At 32.2% G+C, this 18601-nt stretch carries 19 protein-coding genes; 11 read left to right on the top strand and 8 right to left on the bottom strand.

Annotation, left to right across the window (positions count from 1 at the left end; genetic code table 11):
* Positions 1-29: 29 nt before the first annotated feature.
* The 5 genes from B0A68_RS20000 (at position 30) to rodA (ending at position 5706) form a co-directional block, all read left to right on the top strand.
* Positions 30-1058 (top strand): rod shape-determining protein, encoded by a 1029-nt coding sequence (locus tag B0A68_RS20000; protein WP_007804822.1) that lies wholly within the window; start codon positions 30-32, stop codon positions 1056-1058.
* Positions 1059-1170: 112 nt separating this feature from the next.
* On the top strand, positions 1171-1995 hold the full coding sequence (mreC, locus tag B0A68_RS19995; RefSeq protein WP_035686160.1) for a rod shape-determining protein MreC: 825 nt from the start codon (positions 1171-1173) through the stop codon (positions 1993-1995).
* Complete coding sequence (locus B0A68_RS24740; protein WP_035686163.1) at positions 1988-2494, top strand: hypothetical protein; 507 nt, start codon at positions 1988-1990, stop codon at positions 2492-2494. The genes mreC and B0A68_RS24740 overlap by 8 nt, the downstream gene beginning before the upstream one ends.
* The gene (mrdA, locus tag B0A68_RS19985) at positions 2491-4455 is read left to right on the top strand and encodes a penicillin-binding protein 2 (protein ID WP_035686166.1); all 1965 of its coding nucleotides are present in this window, start codon (positions 2491-2493) and stop codon (positions 4453-4455) included. The genes B0A68_RS24740 and mrdA overlap by 4 nt, the downstream gene beginning before the upstream one ends.
* Positions 4456-4470: 15 nt before the next feature.
* Positions 4471-5706 carry a rod shape-determining protein RodA gene (gene rodA / locus B0A68_RS19980; RefSeq protein WP_035686169.1) on the top strand — a complete coding sequence of 412 codons (1236 nt, stop codon included), beginning with the start codon at positions 4471-4473 and terminating at the stop codon, positions 5704-5706.
* Positions 5707-5927: 221 nt separating this feature from the next.
* On the opposite strand, the gene B0A68_RS19975 is transcribed toward rodA, so the two are convergent.
* The 6 genes from B0A68_RS19975 to xrtF all read right to left on the bottom strand — a co-directional run bounded on the left by B0A68_RS19975 (position 5928) and on the right by xrtF (position 10637).
* Entirely contained in the window at positions 5928-6608 is a 681-nt protein-coding gene (locus B0A68_RS19975) for a DedA family protein (protein WP_035686172.1), read from the bottom strand.
* Positions 6609-6734: 126 nt separating this feature from the next.
* Positions 6735-7076: a heavy-metal-associated domain-containing protein gene (locus B0A68_RS19970; protein WP_035686174.1), complete on the bottom strand. Its 342-nt coding sequence runs from the start codon at positions 7074-7076 to the stop codon at positions 6735-6737.
* Positions 7077-7107: 31 nt separating this feature from the next.
* Entirely contained in the window at positions 7108-9114 is a 2007-nt protein-coding gene (locus B0A68_RS19965) for a TonB-dependent receptor plug domain-containing protein (RefSeq protein ID WP_035686176.1), read from the bottom strand.
* Between the two features lie 104 nt (positions 9115-9218).
* The gene (locus B0A68_RS19960; RefSeq protein ID WP_035686178.1) at positions 9219-9617 is read right to left on the bottom strand and encodes an HYC_CC_PP family protein; all 399 of its coding nucleotides are present in this window, start codon (positions 9615-9617) and stop codon (positions 9219-9221) included.
* 47 nt (positions 9618-9664) lie between these two features.
* The gene (locus B0A68_RS19955; RefSeq protein WP_035688289.1) at positions 9665-10111 is read right to left on the bottom strand and encodes an exosortase F system-associated membrane protein; all 447 of its coding nucleotides are present in this window, start codon (positions 10109-10111) and stop codon (positions 9665-9667) included.
* Positions 10101-10637, bottom strand: a complete 537-nt coding sequence (gene xrtF / locus B0A68_RS19950; RefSeq protein WP_035686180.1) for an exosortase family protein XrtF — start codon at positions 10635-10637, stop codon at positions 10101-10103. Before xrtF ends, B0A68_RS19955 begins: the two co-directional genes overlap by 11 nt.
* A gap of 71 nt (positions 10638-10708) precedes the next feature.
* On the opposite strand from xrtF, the gene B0A68_RS19945 reads away from it, so the two are divergent.
* The 4 genes from B0A68_RS19945 (at position 10709) to B0A68_RS19930 (ending at position 14701) form a co-directional block, all read left to right on the top strand.
* Positions 10709-11164, top strand: a complete 456-nt coding sequence (locus B0A68_RS19945; protein ID WP_035686182.1) for a GAF domain-containing protein — start codon at positions 10709-10711, stop codon at positions 11162-11164.
* A 17-nt stretch (positions 11165-11181) separates the two neighbouring features.
* The gene (locus B0A68_RS19940; protein ID WP_035686187.1) at positions 11182-11877 is read left to right on the top strand and encodes a toxin-antitoxin system YwqK family antitoxin; all 696 of its coding nucleotides are present in this window, start codon (positions 11182-11184) and stop codon (positions 11875-11877) included.
* Between the two features lie 179 nt (positions 11878-12056).
* Positions 12057-12323 (top strand): 30S ribosomal protein S15, encoded by a 267-nt coding sequence (gene rpsO, locus B0A68_RS19935; RefSeq protein WP_029271792.1) that lies wholly within the window; start codon positions 12057-12059, stop codon positions 12321-12323.
* 242 nt (positions 12324-12565) lie between these two features.
* Entirely contained in the window at positions 12566-14701 is a 2136-nt protein-coding gene (locus tag B0A68_RS19930) for a polyribonucleotide nucleotidyltransferase (protein ID WP_035686190.1), read from the top strand.
* A gap of 115 nt (positions 14702-14816) precedes the next feature.
* Here the strand turns inward: B0A68_RS19930 and B0A68_RS19925 are convergent, their stop codons facing one another.
* Positions 14817-15419: a CDP-alcohol phosphatidyltransferase family protein gene (locus B0A68_RS19925; RefSeq protein ID WP_035688292.1), complete on the bottom strand. Its 603-nt coding sequence runs from the start codon at positions 15417-15419 to the stop codon at positions 14817-14819.
* Between the two features lie 91 nt (positions 15420-15510).
* The gene (locus B0A68_RS19920) at positions 15511-16581 is read right to left on the bottom strand and encodes a fatty acid desaturase family protein (RefSeq protein WP_035686193.1); all 1071 of its coding nucleotides are present in this window, start codon (positions 16579-16581) and stop codon (positions 15511-15513) included.
* Positions 16582-16702: 121 nt separating this feature from the next.
* Between B0A68_RS19920 and B0A68_RS19915 the strand changes: the two genes are divergently transcribed.
* A complete protein-coding gene (locus tag B0A68_RS19915; RefSeq protein ID WP_035686195.1) occupies positions 16703-17665 on the top strand; it encodes a hypothetical protein in 963 nt (320 codons plus the stop codon).
* Between the two features lie 152 nt (positions 17666-17817).
* The gene (locus B0A68_RS19910; protein ID WP_035688295.1) at positions 17818-18543 is read left to right on the top strand and encodes a hypothetical protein; all 726 of its coding nucleotides are present in this window, start codon (positions 17818-17820) and stop codon (positions 18541-18543) included.
* Positions 18544-18601: the final 58 nt, after the last annotated feature.

Genomic DNA, 18601 nt, shown 5'->3' with positions numbered 1-18601 from the left:
TTATAACATTTTAAACCCCTAAAAAACTTATGGGATTTTTTGATTTCATGACCGAGGATATTGCGATAGACCTTGGTACCGCAAACACTTTAATCATTCATAATGACAAAGTTGTTATTGATAGTCCTTCGATCGTAGCACGTGATAGAATATCAGGCAAAATCATTGCTGTTGGTAAAGAAGCCAACATGATGCAAGGTAAGACGCATGAAAACATTAAGACCATAAGGCCTTTGAAAGATGGTGTAATAGCCGATTTCGATGCTTCGGAAAAAATGATCAACATGTTCATCAAAAGTATTCCTGCATTGAAAAAAAGAATGTTTACTCCAGCCTTAAGAATGGTTGTTTGTATTCCTTCTGGAATTACTGAGGTTGAAATGCGCGCCGTAAAAGAATCTTGTGAAAGAGTAAACGGTAAAGAAGTGTATTTGATTCATGAGCCAATGGCAGCAGCAATTGGTATTGGTATCGATATCATGCAGCCAAAAGGAAACATGATTGTTGATATTGGAGGTGGTACAACTGAAATTGCAGTTATTGCATTAGGCGGAATTGTATGTGACAAATCTGTAAAAATTGCAGGTGACGTTTTTACAAATGATATCGTGTATTACATGCGTACACAACACAACCTTTTTGTTGGAGAAAGTACTGCAGAGAAAATAAAAATCCAAATTGGAGCCGCTATTGAAGATCTAGACGGACCTCCAGAAGATATGTCTGTTCAGGGTAGAGATTTACTTACCGGAAAACCAAAACAAGTAGATGTGTCTTACCGTGAGATTGCAAAAGCATTAGACAAATCGATTCAGCGTATTGAAGATGCAGTAATGGAAACCTTGTCTCAGACTCCTCCAGAATTAGCTGCAGATATCTACAACACAGGTATTTATTTAGCTGGTGGAGGATCAATGTTAAGAGGTCTTGACAAACGTATCTCACAAAAAACAGATTTGCCCGTTTATATTGCAGAAGATCCATTAAGAGCAGTTGTTCGCGGAACTGGAATGGCACTTAAAAACATTGCAAAATTTAAAAGTATCTTAATCAAATAAGATTTTAAACTGTAATCAAAATATTTATTTTTAGAGTTGAATTATAAAATGATTCAACTCTAAAAAAATTGAAACTATAAGCATATCCTGAAACAAAATAACCAAACAAGAAATGCAGCAAATTTTTAATTTCATTCTAAGAAACAGTAATCGATTGCTGTTTTTGCTGCTTTTAGGTATTTCGTTGTCTCTTACAATTCAATCACATTCCTACCATAGAAGCAAAATGATCAGCTCGGCTAACTTTTTAAGCGGAGGTGTTTATGAAAGAATCAATCGCGTAAACGAATATTTGAATTTAAGAACACAAAATGACGAACTTGTCCTTGAAAACGCAAGATTAAAAAGTTTACTATTTAATAAAGAAGACACCACAAAATTACCGTTGGCGGACAGCATAAAAGGAGTAAAACCTGCTGACATTATTGTTTCAAAAGTAATTCACAACTCATATAGCACACATGAGAACTTTATTACTCTAAATTCAGGTTCAAATGATGGTGTAAAACCAGATATGGGTGTAATAAATAGTTTAGGAATTATAGGGATTATTGACGATACTTCACCTCGATATTCGACTGTAGTAAGTATTCTGAATATGAAATCCCAAATTAACGCTAAACTTAAAAAATCAAATCACTTTGGATCTTTGACCTGGGACGGAAAAAGCACTGGATTTGTTCAATTAAGAGACGTTCCAAGATTAGCATCAGTTAGAAAAGGTGATACTATTGTAACTGGAGGACAGTCCGTAATATTCCCCGAAGGAATCAATATTGGTACTGTAGATGTAGTTTACGTAGAAGAAAAAACAAGTTTTTATGTTATCAAGGTTAAGCTATTTAACGATATGACAAACTTAGGACATGTATACATTATTAAGAGTAAGGACAGAGAAGAACTTATTAATTTAGAAAACAAAGAAAAAAATGAATAGCGCTTTGTTAGTCAATATTTTTCGTTTTATTATGCTGCTAACAATTCAGGTTGTTATTTTCAATAATATGAATTTTTTAGGGTACATAAGTCCCTTCCCATACATCTTATATATTATTTTATATCCAGTAAACAGCAACAAAGCAGGGTTAATTATTTCCAGCTTTCTATTAGGTTTAACAATGGATATGTTCTGTAACTCAGGCGGTATTCATGCAACATCATGCCTTATATTAGCTTACTACAGGCCTTACATTTTTAAATTTTCATTTGGTTTGAGTTATGAATATCAAACAATAAAACTGAATGAATCACTAACTCCTGAACGATTTTCTTTTATTTTAGTATCAGTTATACTGCATCATATTGTATTATTTGTACTTGAAGCTTTTGAGTTTAAATTTATTTGGGATATTTTACTGCGAACATTATTTAGTTCAATATTTACAATAATCACTTCAATCATTATTATATATCTTATTAAGCCTAATAAACGATGAGAAAAGTCCTGCTGCCCACTTTAATTATTATTGCAGGATCTTTGCTGTTGATTCGGATATTCTATCTACAGATTGTTGATGATTCATTCAAATTAAAATCAGAAAATAATGCAATCAAAAAAAAATATGACTATCCTGAGAGAGGTTATATTTATGATAGAACTGGTAAATTATTAGTTGCTAATCAAGCTTCTTATGATATTATGGTTATTCCCAGAGAAGTTAAGAAAGACCTTAATATCGATGAATTTTGTGCATTATTGAACATTACCAGACAAGAATACGACAAAAGAATTGCAAAAGCTAAGGTTTACAGCCCTCGCCTGCCGTCGGTTTTTTTATCACAGCTGAATAAAAATGAGTTTGCTGCTTTTCAGGAAAAAATCAGAAAATACGAAGGATTTTATTTTCAGAAAAGATCTCTTCGTGACTATGAAGTAGACTATGGTGCTAATATTTTTGGTTTTATCACTCAGGTTAATGAAAGATTAATTGCCAAAAATCCATATTATAATAGTGGAGATTTAATTGGTAAACAAGGTGTTGAAGAAAGCTATGAAGACATTTTACGAGGAATTAAAGGTGTAAAATACATTCAAAAAGACAAATACAACAGAGAGATCGGTCCATACAAAGACGGTAAATACGATACGATTGCTGTTGCAGGAGAAGATATTAATTTAACTATCGACGCTGAACTTCAGAAATATGGCGAAGAGTTAATGATTAACAAAAGAGGCGGGATTGTAGCAATTGAACCTAATTCTGGTGAAATTCTGGCATTAGTAACTGCACCATCATACGATCCGGGAATTTTAGTAGGAAGACAGAGATCTAAAAACTACACACTCCTGTATCATGACTCTATTGCAAAACCATTATACGACAGAGGTCTTCTTGCAGAATATCCTCCAGGATCTCCTTTTAAAATCTTAACTGGATTGGTTGCCCTTCAAGAAGGAGTTATCAATGAGCAGACTACTTTTATGTGCCACCACGGTTTTAGCTACGGAAGGGGCCGTTTTATGAAATGCCACGGTTTTGGTCCTCATCAGCTTCATAATGGTATTTACAATTCTTGTAATACTTATTTTGCTCAGTCCTATATGCTGACAATTAACAAATATAAAAATCCCGGTCAAGCTGTGGATGTGTGGAGTGGCCACGTTAAAAGTTTTGGATTAGGGCAGTTTATGGGTTACGATTTACCTACAGGTAAAAAAGGAAATATTCCAACTTCTAAAACGTATAAAAAAATATATCCGAATGGCGGCTGGAGAAGTACAACAATTGTATCTAACGCTATTGGTCAGGGAGAGGTTTTAATGACACCAATCCAGCTGGCTAATATGATGGCCACGGTGGCAAATCAAGGATTTTATTACACTCCTCATATCATTAAAAAGATAGAAGGAAAGAAAATAGACTCTAAATTTACAACTAAGCATTTAACTACCATTGACAAAAAATATTTCCCGCCAGTTATCAGCGGTTTATTTGATGTATACAACAAAGGTACCGCTTACGCATTGAGAGTTGAAGGTATTGATATCTGCGGAAAAACAGGAACAGCAGAGAACTTTGCTAAGATTGACGGAAAAAGAACACAACTTAAAGATCACTCGATATTTGTAGCATTTGCACCAAAGGACAATCCAAAAATTGCAATAGCCATCATGATTGAAAACGGAGGTTTTGGAGCGACAGTTGCGGGACCAATTGCCAGTTTAATGATTGAGAAATATTTAAGAAAAAAAATCACAAGAACTGATTTGGAAGTTCGGGTTTTAAACAAGAGTTTGCTAAGCGAATATGCAAAAGTAGGAGGTGTTAATCCTGCAAGTATTATAGAATCTACACCAAAAGACTCTGTACTAAAAGCAAAAATTATTGTTCCAAAACCAGTAACTCCTAAGACAGAAGTTAAAAAAACAGCATTAGACACTACTAAAAAGAACTAAGAAAGATTATTTCAAATGAAAAATCAAAGTGTAAAAAATAACATTGACTGGATAAGTGTCTTTATCTACATCGCATTGGTAACATTGGGGTGGCTGAACATTTATTCATCTTCGTTACTATCTACAGAAGGAACATATCAAAAACAATTGATTTTTATTGGTTGTACTATTCCATTGATATTTGTTGTGCTTTTTGTGGATGGAAAGTTTTACGAAAAATATGCCAGTATTATTTTTGGTGTAGCGCTATTATCTTTGGCAGGTTTGTTCCTTTTTGGAAAAACAATTGCAGGCCAAAGATGCTGGTATGCCATAGGAAGTTTTACTATACAGCCTTCTGAGTTTGCAAAAGCAGCAACTGCATTAGCACTGGCTAAGTATCTCAGTGATTCACAAATCAATCTAAAAGATGTAAACAGGCAGATTCAGGCACTTGCAATTGTCTTTTTGCCCGTAATACTCATTTTACCACAGCCCGATCCTGGAAGCGCGCTGATCTACAGTATTTTTATTGTTGTTTTATATAGAGAAGGACTGCCTTCGTGGTACGTCTGGACAGGTTTTATTACTATCCTTTTATTTGTTCTGACACTGATTTTAGAGCCTTATGCCGTAATTTTAATTGCTCTTGGGGTATTAACTATTATTCATTTTAAAGGACGGGCTGTTGACCGAAATGTTCTTTTAAGCACAATATTGCTGGCTATTATCTCAGCTTTTGTATTATCCGTTGATTATGTATTTGATAATATATTCAAGCAGCATCATAGAGATCGTTTCAATATTTTATTAGGAAAAACGGTTGACATGAAAGGTATTGGGTACAATACAAACCAGTCTGAAATTGCAATTGGATCTGGAGGATGGATCGGAAAAGGTTTCTTGGAAGGAACACAGACTAAAGGAGGATTTGTTCCCGAGCAGCATACAGATTATATCTTTACAACTGTAGGCGAAGAATGGGGATTTGCAGGTTCTTTAGTTGTAATTCTTCTTTTTGTGGGACTGCTTTTAAGAGTAATCTATTTGGCCGAAAGACAAAAAACTAAATTCAGCAGAGTATATGGTTATTGTGTAGCTGGAATTTTATTCATACACTTTTTTGTAAATATCGCCATGGTCATCGGAATATTTCCAACAATTGGTGTCCCTCTTCCTTTCTTTTCTTATGGAGGATCTGGACTCTGGGGTTTCACTATTTTACTTTTTATCTTCTTAAAAATGGATGCCAATAAAGTAAATGAATGGTAGCAATAAATTCAAAGTTTTAAATTTCAAATTCCAATAAAAAGGAAATAGAATTCTCTTTGGCTTTCTTAATTTCAACTTACTTACATCCTTAAAACTGGATTTAATTAAATACAAACAAAAATATACGAATACAAAAAAGTCCNNGGACTTTTTTGTATTCGTATGTTTATCAGAAAGCTCAAACCTTTGAGCTTTTGCAACTTTGTTACCTCTTTATCTAACTAAACTTTCTCGCTTGGTCTCTTTTTTAAAAGTTTTACTAAAACTGGAAATGTAGATATTAAAACAATAATTATAATGATGTATTCAATGTGATGTTTTAAATCGATACCCTGCTTTAAAAACACTCCATATAAATAATGCCCGGAGAAAATCAATATAAATGACCATAAAAAAGAACTTAAAACATTAAAGAACATGAATTTCTTTTTGTCCATAGACACAATTCCTGCAATAATTGGAGCAAAAGTTCTGAAGATTGGAAGGAAACGAGCGTAAATAATTGCTTTTCCGCCATACTTTTCAAAGAAATCTTTTGACTGCAATAAGTATTTCTTTTTAAACCAAAAACTATCTTCTTTTTTAAATAAATAATAACCGCTTTTTGCACCAAACCAATAACCGGTCATATTACCCAAAACTCCCATTATCGCTACTAAAGTAGAAAGTAAAAAGACGTTTATAAAATCGCTTGGAATAGAAACCACGTTCTGAATTAAATCACGGCTGTAAATACCTGCCAAAAACAGTAAACTGTCTCCTGGCAGAAAAAAACCTGCAAAAAGTCCTGTTTCAGCAAAAACAATAAATAAAACAATAAATAAACCAATTTGGAAACCACCAATGCTTAATGTTATATAAAATTCGGGGTTTATTAATTGCGTCCAATCAAAATTATTCATAAAATGAGTTTGGTTATTTATAAGTCGTGAAATTAACAATAATTTGCTTCAACCACAATTAAATGCAGTATTTTAAAGATAAATTAACTATTAAAAAGCCCAAGCATTAACTTGGGCTCTGAACTATTATTCTCTAACATATTTGCAGCATGTATGCAAATTCTCATAATCAGCTGTTTCGGCTTTTATTTCTTTAGTATCATGGCCTACTTTTGCAATTGCTTTATTCAGATCTGCCGGAGATGATTTTTCTTCATTTAAAATCACCGAAAGCTGATGGGAACTAACATCCCAAGAAGCAGTTTTTACACCAGGAACACTAAAAGCAGCTTTTTCGATGCGCTTTTTACATTGTTCGCAATTACCGTTTACTTCGGTAGTATATTTTAAATTCTTATTTTTTTTAGTTTGAGCCTGAGCAGAAAATCCTAAAAAAGTAACTAGTGCTATTAAAACTAATTTTTTCATTTTATGTTCTATTTAATATTATTGAATTGCTTTATTTTATTTTAAATCGAAGTCCGGCATAGTACATCTGTCCAAAAATTGGTGCATATGCTATGGATGCATCAAAATTAGGACCAAAAGGATCATCTGCACCTAAAATTGCTTTCTTTTGTTTATAGTTTCCAATATTTTCTCCTCCTATATATACTTCAAAAACAGAAGAGAAAACTCTTGTGATCTGAAGATTCATAACAGCATAAGAGGGTGAAAAATCTGAAAATTGATCTGCTTCAGGATTTGATGCCGTATAAGGCAGCTGCTGTTTTCCAGACCAATTAAATGTATAATCAAATTTCCATTGCTTATCATCATTCAGCTGCGTTTCATATTCCAAATTTCCAAGAAAACGATGTTTTGCCTGCAGCGGACGCTGAAAAGTTCCTCTTAAATAATCGGTTTGAATGTCGTAATATTTATAAGCTGTTCGAAGATTCAAATTATGAATCAATTCGTAATTGAATTCAACCTGCAGGCTGTTTGCAAATGAATTTCCTTTTAAATTGTAAAATAAAACTTCTTGCGGACTCTGCATTAAATCTACAACGGCCTGATTCTGAAAATCGGTGCGATAAAAATCAAAACCTGCATCGGCATTTTTACCAAAAATTTTGAATTTCTGAGAAAAACTCACACCGTAATTCCAGGCAATTTCCGGATTTAATCCGTAAATTTTTCCGTTATTATCTAAAATCGAAAACGTTCTTGAACTTGCGAAAAGCTGTTGGTTTTCTGCAAAAATATTTGCCGAACGTTTTCCTCTTCCGGCAGAAAAACGAATTACTGCATCTTTCCACGGATTATATCTTACATGAAGACGAGGCGTTACAAAAAAACCTAAACGGTTATGATTGTCTACTCTTCCACCTAGAATCACACTAAAATTATCTGTATTATCATATGTATACTCAAAGAATGCCCCAACGGAATTATCGATTCGGCTGTAATCATTTACATTGACAAATTCCTGATATTGATCGTAAGTAAAATTTAATCCTGTTGTGAATTTATTCATCGTATTATCAATAATCGAATTGAAAATTAAATTCGAATAAAAACTATTTTGTTTAATATCATACTGATTTAAACCATAATACGAATCTTGTTTATGACTGTTAAAAGCATTTTGAAAACCAATACTCTGATAAGGCATGTCTGGAAAAACATAACCAATTTTTGTTGATACATCAAAACGTTCTGTATTGATTTCTGAACCCCAATAATTAGTTGTACCACGATCTCTGTCTTTATCAAAATCAACTTCTCCGGTTTGCTTTTTATCATTCATATATCTGAAATTGATAAAACTTACCAAACCGCTTTCAGGATCATAATATTGATAACGATTTAAAACATTGATTTGTTTTCCTAACGGATTATCCAGAAAACCGTCATCATTCATGTCGTTTTTTGCTACACGTGTGTTCCCATGAACAAACAAACTTGTAGCCCATTTATCTGATAATTTTTTATTAAAATGTGTATTCAACTCAAAACGGGCATCTGTAGAACCATAAGCATTTAAGAAAAATGGGATATCGTTTAAAGGCTTTAAAAGTTCTGTATTTATTTGTCCAGAAATGCTTTCGTAACCGTTAATGACACTCCCCGCTCCTTTTGTAATCTGAACACTTTCTATCCAGGTTCCAGGAGTAAAAGATAAACCGTAAGCCTGTGAAGCGCCACGAACCGAGGGAATATTTTCTTCTGTAATCATTAAATACGGACTAGTCAAACCGAGCATTTTTATTTGCTTGGTTCCTGTTAAGGCATCCGAGAAATTGACATCTATTGAAGGGTTGGTTTCAAAACTTTCGGCCAAATTACAACAAGCTGCTTTTAGCAGTTCTTTACTCGTAATGACAGATGTGTTGGTGGTAAGTGTATAGGATTTTTTAATTCCTTTTTGCTTTTTGGTGATTTTAACTTCCTGCAGATCTTCTTGCGAAAAAGCAGTAACAGATAGTAAAACCATACCCAAAAACATGATATTTTTGTGCATAAAAATGATTTTAATGTTATTAGAACTGTTTTAATCCTTCTTCATTTTTGAAAAAGGCAACAGAATATTTTCAAGTCAAAATGACTCGATTCTAAACATTAAAATCAGGAGTAAAAAATATATTGATTATATAATTTGAATAAGGGGGGCGCATTCGCATCAGAATAATACGAAATGATCTGACTGCTTTTAAAATTTGGAATTGATAAAAAAGCAATGGGCTGATATTCCTGAATTACTGCAGGAAAAGCAAGCTGAAAAAAGAAAAACTTGAAAGTAGCATCATCTGATTTCTTTTCGAAATGCACCACTTTATCTTTGCAGCATGAATTTTTCTTTTCAATTGAACCGCAGCACTTTTTCTCTGGAGCAGCTTTTACTGATGTATTTAAAGAAATGGAAGCTATTTTACCTCCACAATAATGCACATCGAATGCAAACCCTATATTGGAAACCAATAATAGGAATGCTAAAAATAATCCTGTGCACTTCTTTAAATTCATAAGTGCAAAATTATCTAAAAGTCTTGAGAAAAACATTAAATAAATTGTTATTTTTTTGAATTTTGGAGCTGATAATAAAATGCAGGAATAAACAGCAATACAAATATGGGCTGAATTATAAATCGCCTAACATAAAACAGAAGCCATCCGGCGTCTGGGAAAAATTTAAGAATAGTAAAAAACATGCTGAAAAGCAGTATAAAAAAGAATACATACAAATAAGCACTAAATTTAAGCATTTCCCGATCTGCAAATAAGACATAAATCAAGATTAGTGATAAAACTGAATTTAAAACATATCGCAGTAAAAGTCCGCAGAAAAGACTTAAATTATTTACATCAGGAAAAGGTTTGTTTTTGAAATTAGATTCAAAATACACCAAAAAAGGATCATAAAACAATTGGTTTTCAAATGCTCTGATTACACCAAAACATGCAACAATTAGAACTGCAATCAGAACTTTATATTTATTTTCCTTGATTTTATTTAGCATATTTTGAAAATTTATTAATCCAAATAATCCATAAAACAAAAACATAACCATAGATAAGAAGAGGAAAAACAACACCGTGCCACAAATGATTGTATTTAGGAAAATGAAAAAACAGAAGTGTAAGCAGCGCAATTCTAACTACATTTAGAATGTAGACTGACAAAATTCCGAACAAAATAAAAAGAAGCGTTTTCTTAAATTTCCCAGAAAAAGCCAGCACAAAAGAAATAAATAAGATAATTACACTTACTGCATTACACCCTTCAACTATACTAATGAGCGAAACACCATTATAGGTAACATCAAACCGAGAATTATTTAGATTTTCCTGTATATTAATATCACTGTTAAAAAATAACATCAACTGTTCTACATTATGGCTGACCATAGCAGTTATCCCATCTGCTCGGTTATCATTATACGAATCGAGATAAAATTTATAAGCCATTGTAAGCGCAATGTAGACTGCAAAAAAAGTGCTTACAAAAATCAAGAAAGGTTTAAATTGTATTAAATATTTTTTCAAGAGATTTTTTTTTCAAATTTATGTATTTTTTGACTTGAGCTTTAAATACTTTTGTATAAAATTTTTATATCATGACATTTCAAGAATTACAACCAAAAATAAGTGCTATTGTTGCTGACACAACTATTGTTAGAGACGAAAAATTATTGGCTATCTGTCAATTATTAAATGCAAATGTAGAATATTATAATTGGGTAGGTTTTTATTTTGCCAATCACGAAACCAAAACTTTACATTTAGGGCCTTATGTAGGCGCTGAAACAGACCATACGGTGATTCCGTTTGGAAAAGGAATCTGCGGTCAGGTTGCAGAAAGCAATGCCAATTTTGTAGTGCCAGACGTTAAGGCACAAGATAATTATATTGCGTGCAGTTTTACTGTAAAATCTGAAATCGTTGTTCCGTTATTTGTTGACGGAAAAAACATAGGGCAAATTGATATTGACAGCCACCTAATAGATCCTTTTACAGAAGCTGACGAAAGATTTTTGGAGTTTGTAAATCAAGAAGCTGCTAAATTATTTTAAGACAGCAATAGATCTGAATGAAAAAAGGCATTTTTATATTATTCCATCTTATAATTTCAGCAAATCTATTTGCACAAATCAGCATGGTCTCGAAAAAAATCTTTCTTGACTCGCTAAATCGTGAAACTACGCCCGAAAACTATATTTATACAAGAGTAATTACCAATTATTATCAAAAGAGTGTTCGCTATGTTGTAACAGATTTCTATAAAAACGGAAGAAAGAAAATGACTGGAGCAACTTTAGATAAAGATATTTTAAAAAAGGACGGAGAATTTATTTGTTATTATAAAAATGGAGCAAAAGAATCTGTTATAAATTATTCTCAAGATCACAAAGAAGGAAAAGAACTTAACTGGTATGAAAACCAGAGCAAAAAATCTGAAAAACAGAATTTTTGGGATCCGAAAACAAAAAAAACTCAAACTTTAATTATTAATTTTTGGGATGAAAATAACAATCAAACCGTAATAGACAAAAACGGAGAATACGAAGACACTGATAGATACATAACAGAAAAAGGAGCTGTTAAAGATGGCTTAAGGCAAGGTGTCTGGGAGGGTAATGATATTTTAAGAAAAATTAGTTTTATTGAGAATTACGACAAAGGAGTTTTAATCTCAGGGGTAAGCGTTGATGAAAACAATATAAAACATTCTTACTCGTCCTTAAATGAAAAACAGGCTGGTAAAAAAATTTCAAAATTAAAATAATCAGTTGTAGATTAATTTTCATCGAAAAAGTTACTGCCAAATCATTAAAAAAGAATTTCTTACTGCCTTATTTTTAGATTCTTTTAATTTTTTTTGATTTTTCTGTTTTTTTAATCTAATTTTGCACCCGTCTTACAAAAGATGTATGACATACATAAAAATCATTAAATAATATTGGAATGTATTTAACTAAAGAAAAGAAAGAAGAGATTTTCGCACAACATGGTAGTGCTACAAACACTGGAAGTGCAGAAGGTCAAATTGCATTGTTCACTTACAGAATTTCACACTTAACTGAACACTTGAAAAAAAATCGTCACGATTACAACACTGAGCGTTCTCTTGTACTATTAGTAGGTAAAAGAAGAGCTTTGTTGGATTACTTGAAAAAGAAAGAGATCAACAGATATCGTGAGATTATCAAAGTATTGAATATCAGAAAATAATCAATATAGGAAAGAGGTGCGAAAGTGCCTCTTTTTTTATTTAAAATTTTAGTCCAGATCCCGAACTTCGGAACGATACAGATTTTAATTTTTAAATTTACAAACGCATTAATATTGATTTTTGAAATTGATATTGAAATTAAAAAAAGTTTGGTTTTTCATTGGGTTTTAGATAACAACAACTACACAACAACACTACAACACAACTAAAACCCATTGTATAATCAATAAGGAAAAAATTTATGATTCCACAATTATTTGTAGAAAAGATCGATTTAGGTGATGGCAGAAGCATCACAATCGAGACAGGACGTTTAGCAAAACAAGCAGACGGTTCTGTAGTAGTAAGAATGGGCGACACCATGATTCTTGCAACAGCAGTTTCAGCTCGCACCAGCAACCCAGCAGTTGATTTTTTACCGTTAACGGTAGATTACCGCGAAAAATTTGCAGCAGCAGGTCGTTTTCCTGGAGGTTTCTTTAAAAGAGAAGCACGTCCAAGCGACAGCGAAGTATTAACAATGAGATTAGTAGACCGTGTATTGCGTCCGCTTTTCCCAGACGATTACCATGCTGAAACACAAGTTATGATTCAATTAATGTCTCATGACGAAAACGTTATGCCTGATGCTTTAGCTGGTTTAGCAGCATCTGCAGCATTAGCAGTTTCAGATATTCCATTTTACAACTTAATTTCTGAAGTTCGTGTTGCACGTATCGACGGAAAATTAGTAATCAACCCAAGCAGAGAAGAATTAGAAAAATCTGACATCGACATGATGATTGGTGCTTCTATGGATTCTGTAGCGATGGTTGAAGGTGAGATGAAAGAAATTTCAGAAGCTGAAATGATCGAAGCAATTAAATTTGCTCACGAAGCTATCAAAGTTCAAATTCAGGCGCAATTGCGTTTGCAGGCTGCTTTTGGTAAAAAAGAAATTCGTACTTACGAAGGTGAGAAAGAAAACGAAGAAATTTACAAAAAAGTAAAAGCTGCAGCATATGACAAGATTTATGCTATTGCAAAAGTTGGTTCAGCTAAACACGAAAGAACTGCTTCATTTGCTGAAATAAAAGATGAAGTTAAAGCTTTATTTACAGAAGAAGAATTAGCAGCAGATGGTGATTTAGTTTCTAAATATTTTTACAAAACAAATAAAGAAGCTGTTCGTAACGTAGTCCTAGAATTAGGTGTTCGTTTAGATGGTAGAAAAACTACAGATATCAGACCAATTTGGTGTGAAACTGATTATTTACCAAGAGTTCACGGTTCTTCTTTATTTACTCGTGGAGAAACTCAAGCTTTGGCAACAGTAACTTTAGGAACTTCTAGAGAGGCTAACCAAATTGATTCTCCATCTGAACAAGGTGAAGAGAAATTCTACTTACACTATAACTTCCCTCCTTTCTCAACTGGTGAAGCAAAACCACTAAGAGGAACTTCAAGAAGAGAAGTTGGTCATGGTAACTTAGCTCAAAGAGCTTTAAAAAATATGATTCCTGCAGATTGCCCTTACACAATTCGTGTTGTTTCTGAAGTTTTAGAATCTAATGGTTCTTCTTCTATGGCAACAGTTTGTGCTGGAACAATGGCTTTGATGGATGCTGGAGTTCAAATGGTAAAACCAGTTTCTGGAATTGCTATGGGATTGATTACTGATGGAGAAAAATTTGCTGTACTGTCTGATATTTTAGGTGATGAAGATCATTTAGGAGATATGGACTTTAAAGTAACTGGAACTGCTGATGGTATTACAGCTTGTCAAATGGACATTAAGATTGATGGTTTACGTTATGACATTATGGAGCAGGCTTTAGCTCAAGCTCGTGATGGACGTTTACATATTTTAGGAAAATTAACTGAAACTATCGCTGCACCTAGAGCTGACGTAAAAGCACACGCACCAAAAATCATTACCAGAACTATTCCTGGAAACTTTATTGGAGCATTAATCGGACCTGGTGGAAAAGTAATTCAGGAATTACAAAAAGCTACCGGAACAACTATCGTTATTAACGAAGTTGACGAGCAAGGTGTTATCGAAATCTTGGGTACAGATCCTGCTGGAATTGAAGCAGTATTGGCTAAAATTAAGTCAATCACTTTCAAACCACAAATGGGAGAAGCTTATGAAGTAAAAGTAATTAAAATGTTAGATTTTGGAGCTGTTGTAGAATATACTGCTGCGCCAGGAAATGAAGTTTTATTACACGTTTCAGAATTAGCTTGGGAACGTACTGAAAACGTTACTGATGTTGTAAACATGGGTGATGTATTCCAAGTGAAATATTTAGGTGTTGATCCTAAAACTAAAAAAGAAAAAGTGTCAAGAAAAGCACTTTTACAAAGACCTCCGCGTGAGGAGAAAAAAGAGTAATCAGATCTTAGTTTACTAAAGGTTTATTCATAGAAAACCCCAATTCATTTATTTGAATTGGGGTTTTTCGTTTTTTATCTCTTTTTACAACAAAGCCGCTCCTGTCGTTTTTCAACTATCCATTAAACCATTTATGTCTCTTAATTGTTTTTCCTTCTCGAATTAAATAAGCATGATACGAACTAGGAACATCATGTGTCCATTTTGGTAAAAAATAAATTATAAGGTAAACATCAATATGACCTACTATTCCAAAAAATACTGCAAGAAAGAAAGGGATTCCAGCATAACCAAAACCTATTATGAAAATAAACGCACTCAGCAATGTTAAGCCCCATAATTTAGACAAAAGAGCGTGAGTACATGTTTCTTTTCCAAATTTTAGAATACTAAATGCATACGTTAAACCTTCCATCACAAAAATTGAAATAATAGCATATTTATATTCAATAATTATTTCAGGATTTAACAGCCAAGCACACCACCCAACACAAAGCCAAAAAATCAAATCGACTTGACTGTCCATTCTACGTAATTTTTCTGATGATACACCAGCTTTACGGGCAATAATACCATCAAAGATATCTGTCAACAATCCGAAGATCATTAATAAAACTAAAATTATTCTTGCATAGGCAAAATTATTATTTGCTATTAAAATCATTACAAAACCTAACACTAACCTAATACCAATAAGTAATAAAGGAATTTTTTTCATTTTTTTTAAATTTACTAAATAAACATACCATTTGCGATTTGCACAAATCAATAAAACTATTTTTATTTTTATATTATAAGAATTGCCAAAATCAAGGATTTCCCATTTTATGCAAATGTTTAAAATGAGAAAACATCATTTCTACTAATGTTTTATGATGATACGGCTGTTTGTATTCTTTTGTAGTTTCTTCAATAATTTCATTTATTTCACTATAATTTGTATGACAGATATTCGGAAAAAGATGATGCGCCGCATGGCAATTGGACCCACCGCTTAAAAACCTTGCCCAGCCTTTATTCGCATTCCAATCGCAGCTGGTATGAAGCTGATGAACTGCCCAGGTATGTTCTAAAAACTCACCTTCTGGCTGAGGATAGTCGGCACCGTCAAAAAAGTGTGTTCCTACAAGCATAATAATAAACACCATAGAAGTAAAAGCACTCGCAGTAAGATAACTTAGCACAATGAAACTCCATGAAAAATCAGCATATAGCAAAGGAAAAACTAATACTAAAGAAAAATAAAATATCTTATATACGATGAATCTAAAATACAGCTCTGCTTTAGGAACACCTCTTTTCATCCAATCATATTCATTTGAAAATAAATATACCCAATCACTCATAAAAACAGAATGCAATAAAGTAAACATATAAACAAACGGCGCATAATAAGCTTGATATTTATGTTTTGGTTTCCATGGATGTGTTGGACTTAACCTTAAAAAAGGGTTTTTATCAATATCTACATCACTGCCTTCTACATTTGCATATAAATGATGCGAGCGAATGTGCCTTAATCCCCAAAGCAACGGATCAATTCCAACAGTAAGAAAACTAAAAAAATGAAGCACTGAATTTGCTCTTTTATTTTTGAATGCTGTATTGTGAGATGCATCATGACCAAAACTAAATCCTATTAATAATCCTGACAATTGAAAAACCACATACATCAGCCAAAATTTTATTTTGCCTAGAGAATCCAGAAAAAGGAAAGAGTAGGATAAAGAGCAAATAAGCGTCCAAAAAAGACCTTTAAACCAAAATCTGGAGTCTCCATAAGAAATGGCTTTATGCTTAAGTTTATCATTAACTCTTGTTTTTAAAGCAGAAAAAAATATTTTCTCTTCTTCTGACTTTTTAAAATATTTTGCTTTCATAAATTATTTTCTTTTAAAATTATTTTCTTTTAAAATTATTAAGCAAACCTATTGCAATTATCACACACGAATTTGTTCAAATCAATAAAAATAATTTATATATTTGTGATTATCGCAAATTATGAAATCGCAAGAATTATTTTTAAAAGCTATCAGAAATAAGATTCCCAAGTCAGTTTCTTTAATAGATGAAATTGCTTCTGTTTTAGAAATCAGTTATGATGCATCACATCGAAGAATCTCTCAAAAGAGTAAATTTTCGATTGACGAGACTGTCAAGCTAGCAGATTATTATACTATTTCTTTAGATAAATTATTCTCAAAAAGCGAAAAAGTCATTGTTGAAAAAACTATTGAAATTACAACAATGAAAGACATGCTGGAATATTTCAGATCATCTTCGCAGCAAATTGAAATATTAACAAAAAATCCAAAAACAACCCTTTTCTATTCTGCTAAGGATATTCCGCTATTTTATTTTATGGACGGAACCATTCTTTCAAAGTTTAAAGCATTTGTGTGGCTCAATCTTTTGAATAACAAACAAAAGAAAGTTTCATTTGAAAATTTCGTTATTGAAGAGTCTTTTTCTGAATACATGCAGAAATTAAAACAGATCTATGAAAAAACAAATGTCAAAGAAATTTGGAACGACACGACGATAAATAGCAGTTTACAACAAATTTTATATTTTTATGAAGCTGGGCTGTTAAACCTAAACAGCGCAAATGCATTGTGTAAGGATCTAAAAAGAATCATAAATTTAATACAAGACAAATGCAATACAACTGCTGTCGATTTTGCAGTTTATTACAACGAACTTATTTTACTGAATAACAACATGCTTATTGAAACTGAAGATAAACTAACCATGTTTGTGCCTTATACGCTGTTGGGATATTTTATAACTGACAATGAGGAAAGCTGTAAAAATGTTCATCAGTTTTTTAAACAGCAAATTCAGAACTCTAAACCCTTAAAGCAATCTGGTATAAAAGAACAAAACCTCTTTTTTAATCGTGCCATAAGAAAGATAGACCATTATCAAGAAAAAATAAATTCTGAATTAGATTTACATTTCTAATTCAACACAGAGCCTTTGTTGGATTGACGAATCATGGCTTTTGACTGTGAAATGTAAAATATAAGTTACATTTTAACAATCTTGATTAGTTTTATAACATTTTTTTAATACTTTTGGCAACAACATCCAAAAACATTAAAACCAACAATCCTTTGAAAAAAATTCAAAAAAAACCTTATTTTATAATTTTATTTGGATTATTCCTAAACATCTTTAGCATCCACAGTCAAAACAATAGCGAAGCTGCAACCTACAATTGGCTTGACAGAAATCTTGGAGTTGAATCTTTAGATTTTAGAAACGGTCCAGCACATTTTAATTTTGACAGAACTGTAGATAATCAAAACCGCTATTATATCTCAAATGATTTTAGAAACGGGAGTATTACTTATAATAATCAGAATTACTACGACTTATACTTAAAATATGATATCTACGCAGATGAACTTATTTTAAGACCCTATACCGATTCAAATAATATGCAAATCAATCTTATTAAGGATAACGTTGGCTCTTTTAAATTAGGAAATCAAAAATTCGTCAATCTAAAAAATCTCAGCTCCACTTTTAAAGGCGGATATTATGATGAAACTTTAAATGGTGACAAATCTATTTTGTATATAAAATATTTTAAAGAAAAAAACAACACCTTAAAAGACAACGTTTTTTTAATAGAATATAGACTGAAATATGAGTTTTTACTATTAAAAGAAAACACATTTACATTGATCAATGATAAAAAAGAAATCATAAAATTATATCCCGACAAAAAAAGAAAAATAAATGATTTCTATTTTATGAATAGAGATTTAAAAAAGGATGATCCTGGATTATTTATGAAAAATCTAATGAAATACATTAACAATATAAATCTATAGCATCATCCAAATGAGAATTTTTACTATTATTTTATTATTTTTTGGTTTAAATCAATTA

This window comes from Flavobacterium reichenbachii (assembly GCF_002217435.1).
Classification (GTDB): Bacteria; Bacteroidota; Bacteroidia; order Flavobacteriales; family Flavobacteriaceae; genus Flavobacterium; species Flavobacterium reichenbachii.
This window is presented reverse-complemented; position numbering and strand designations above follow the sequence as displayed.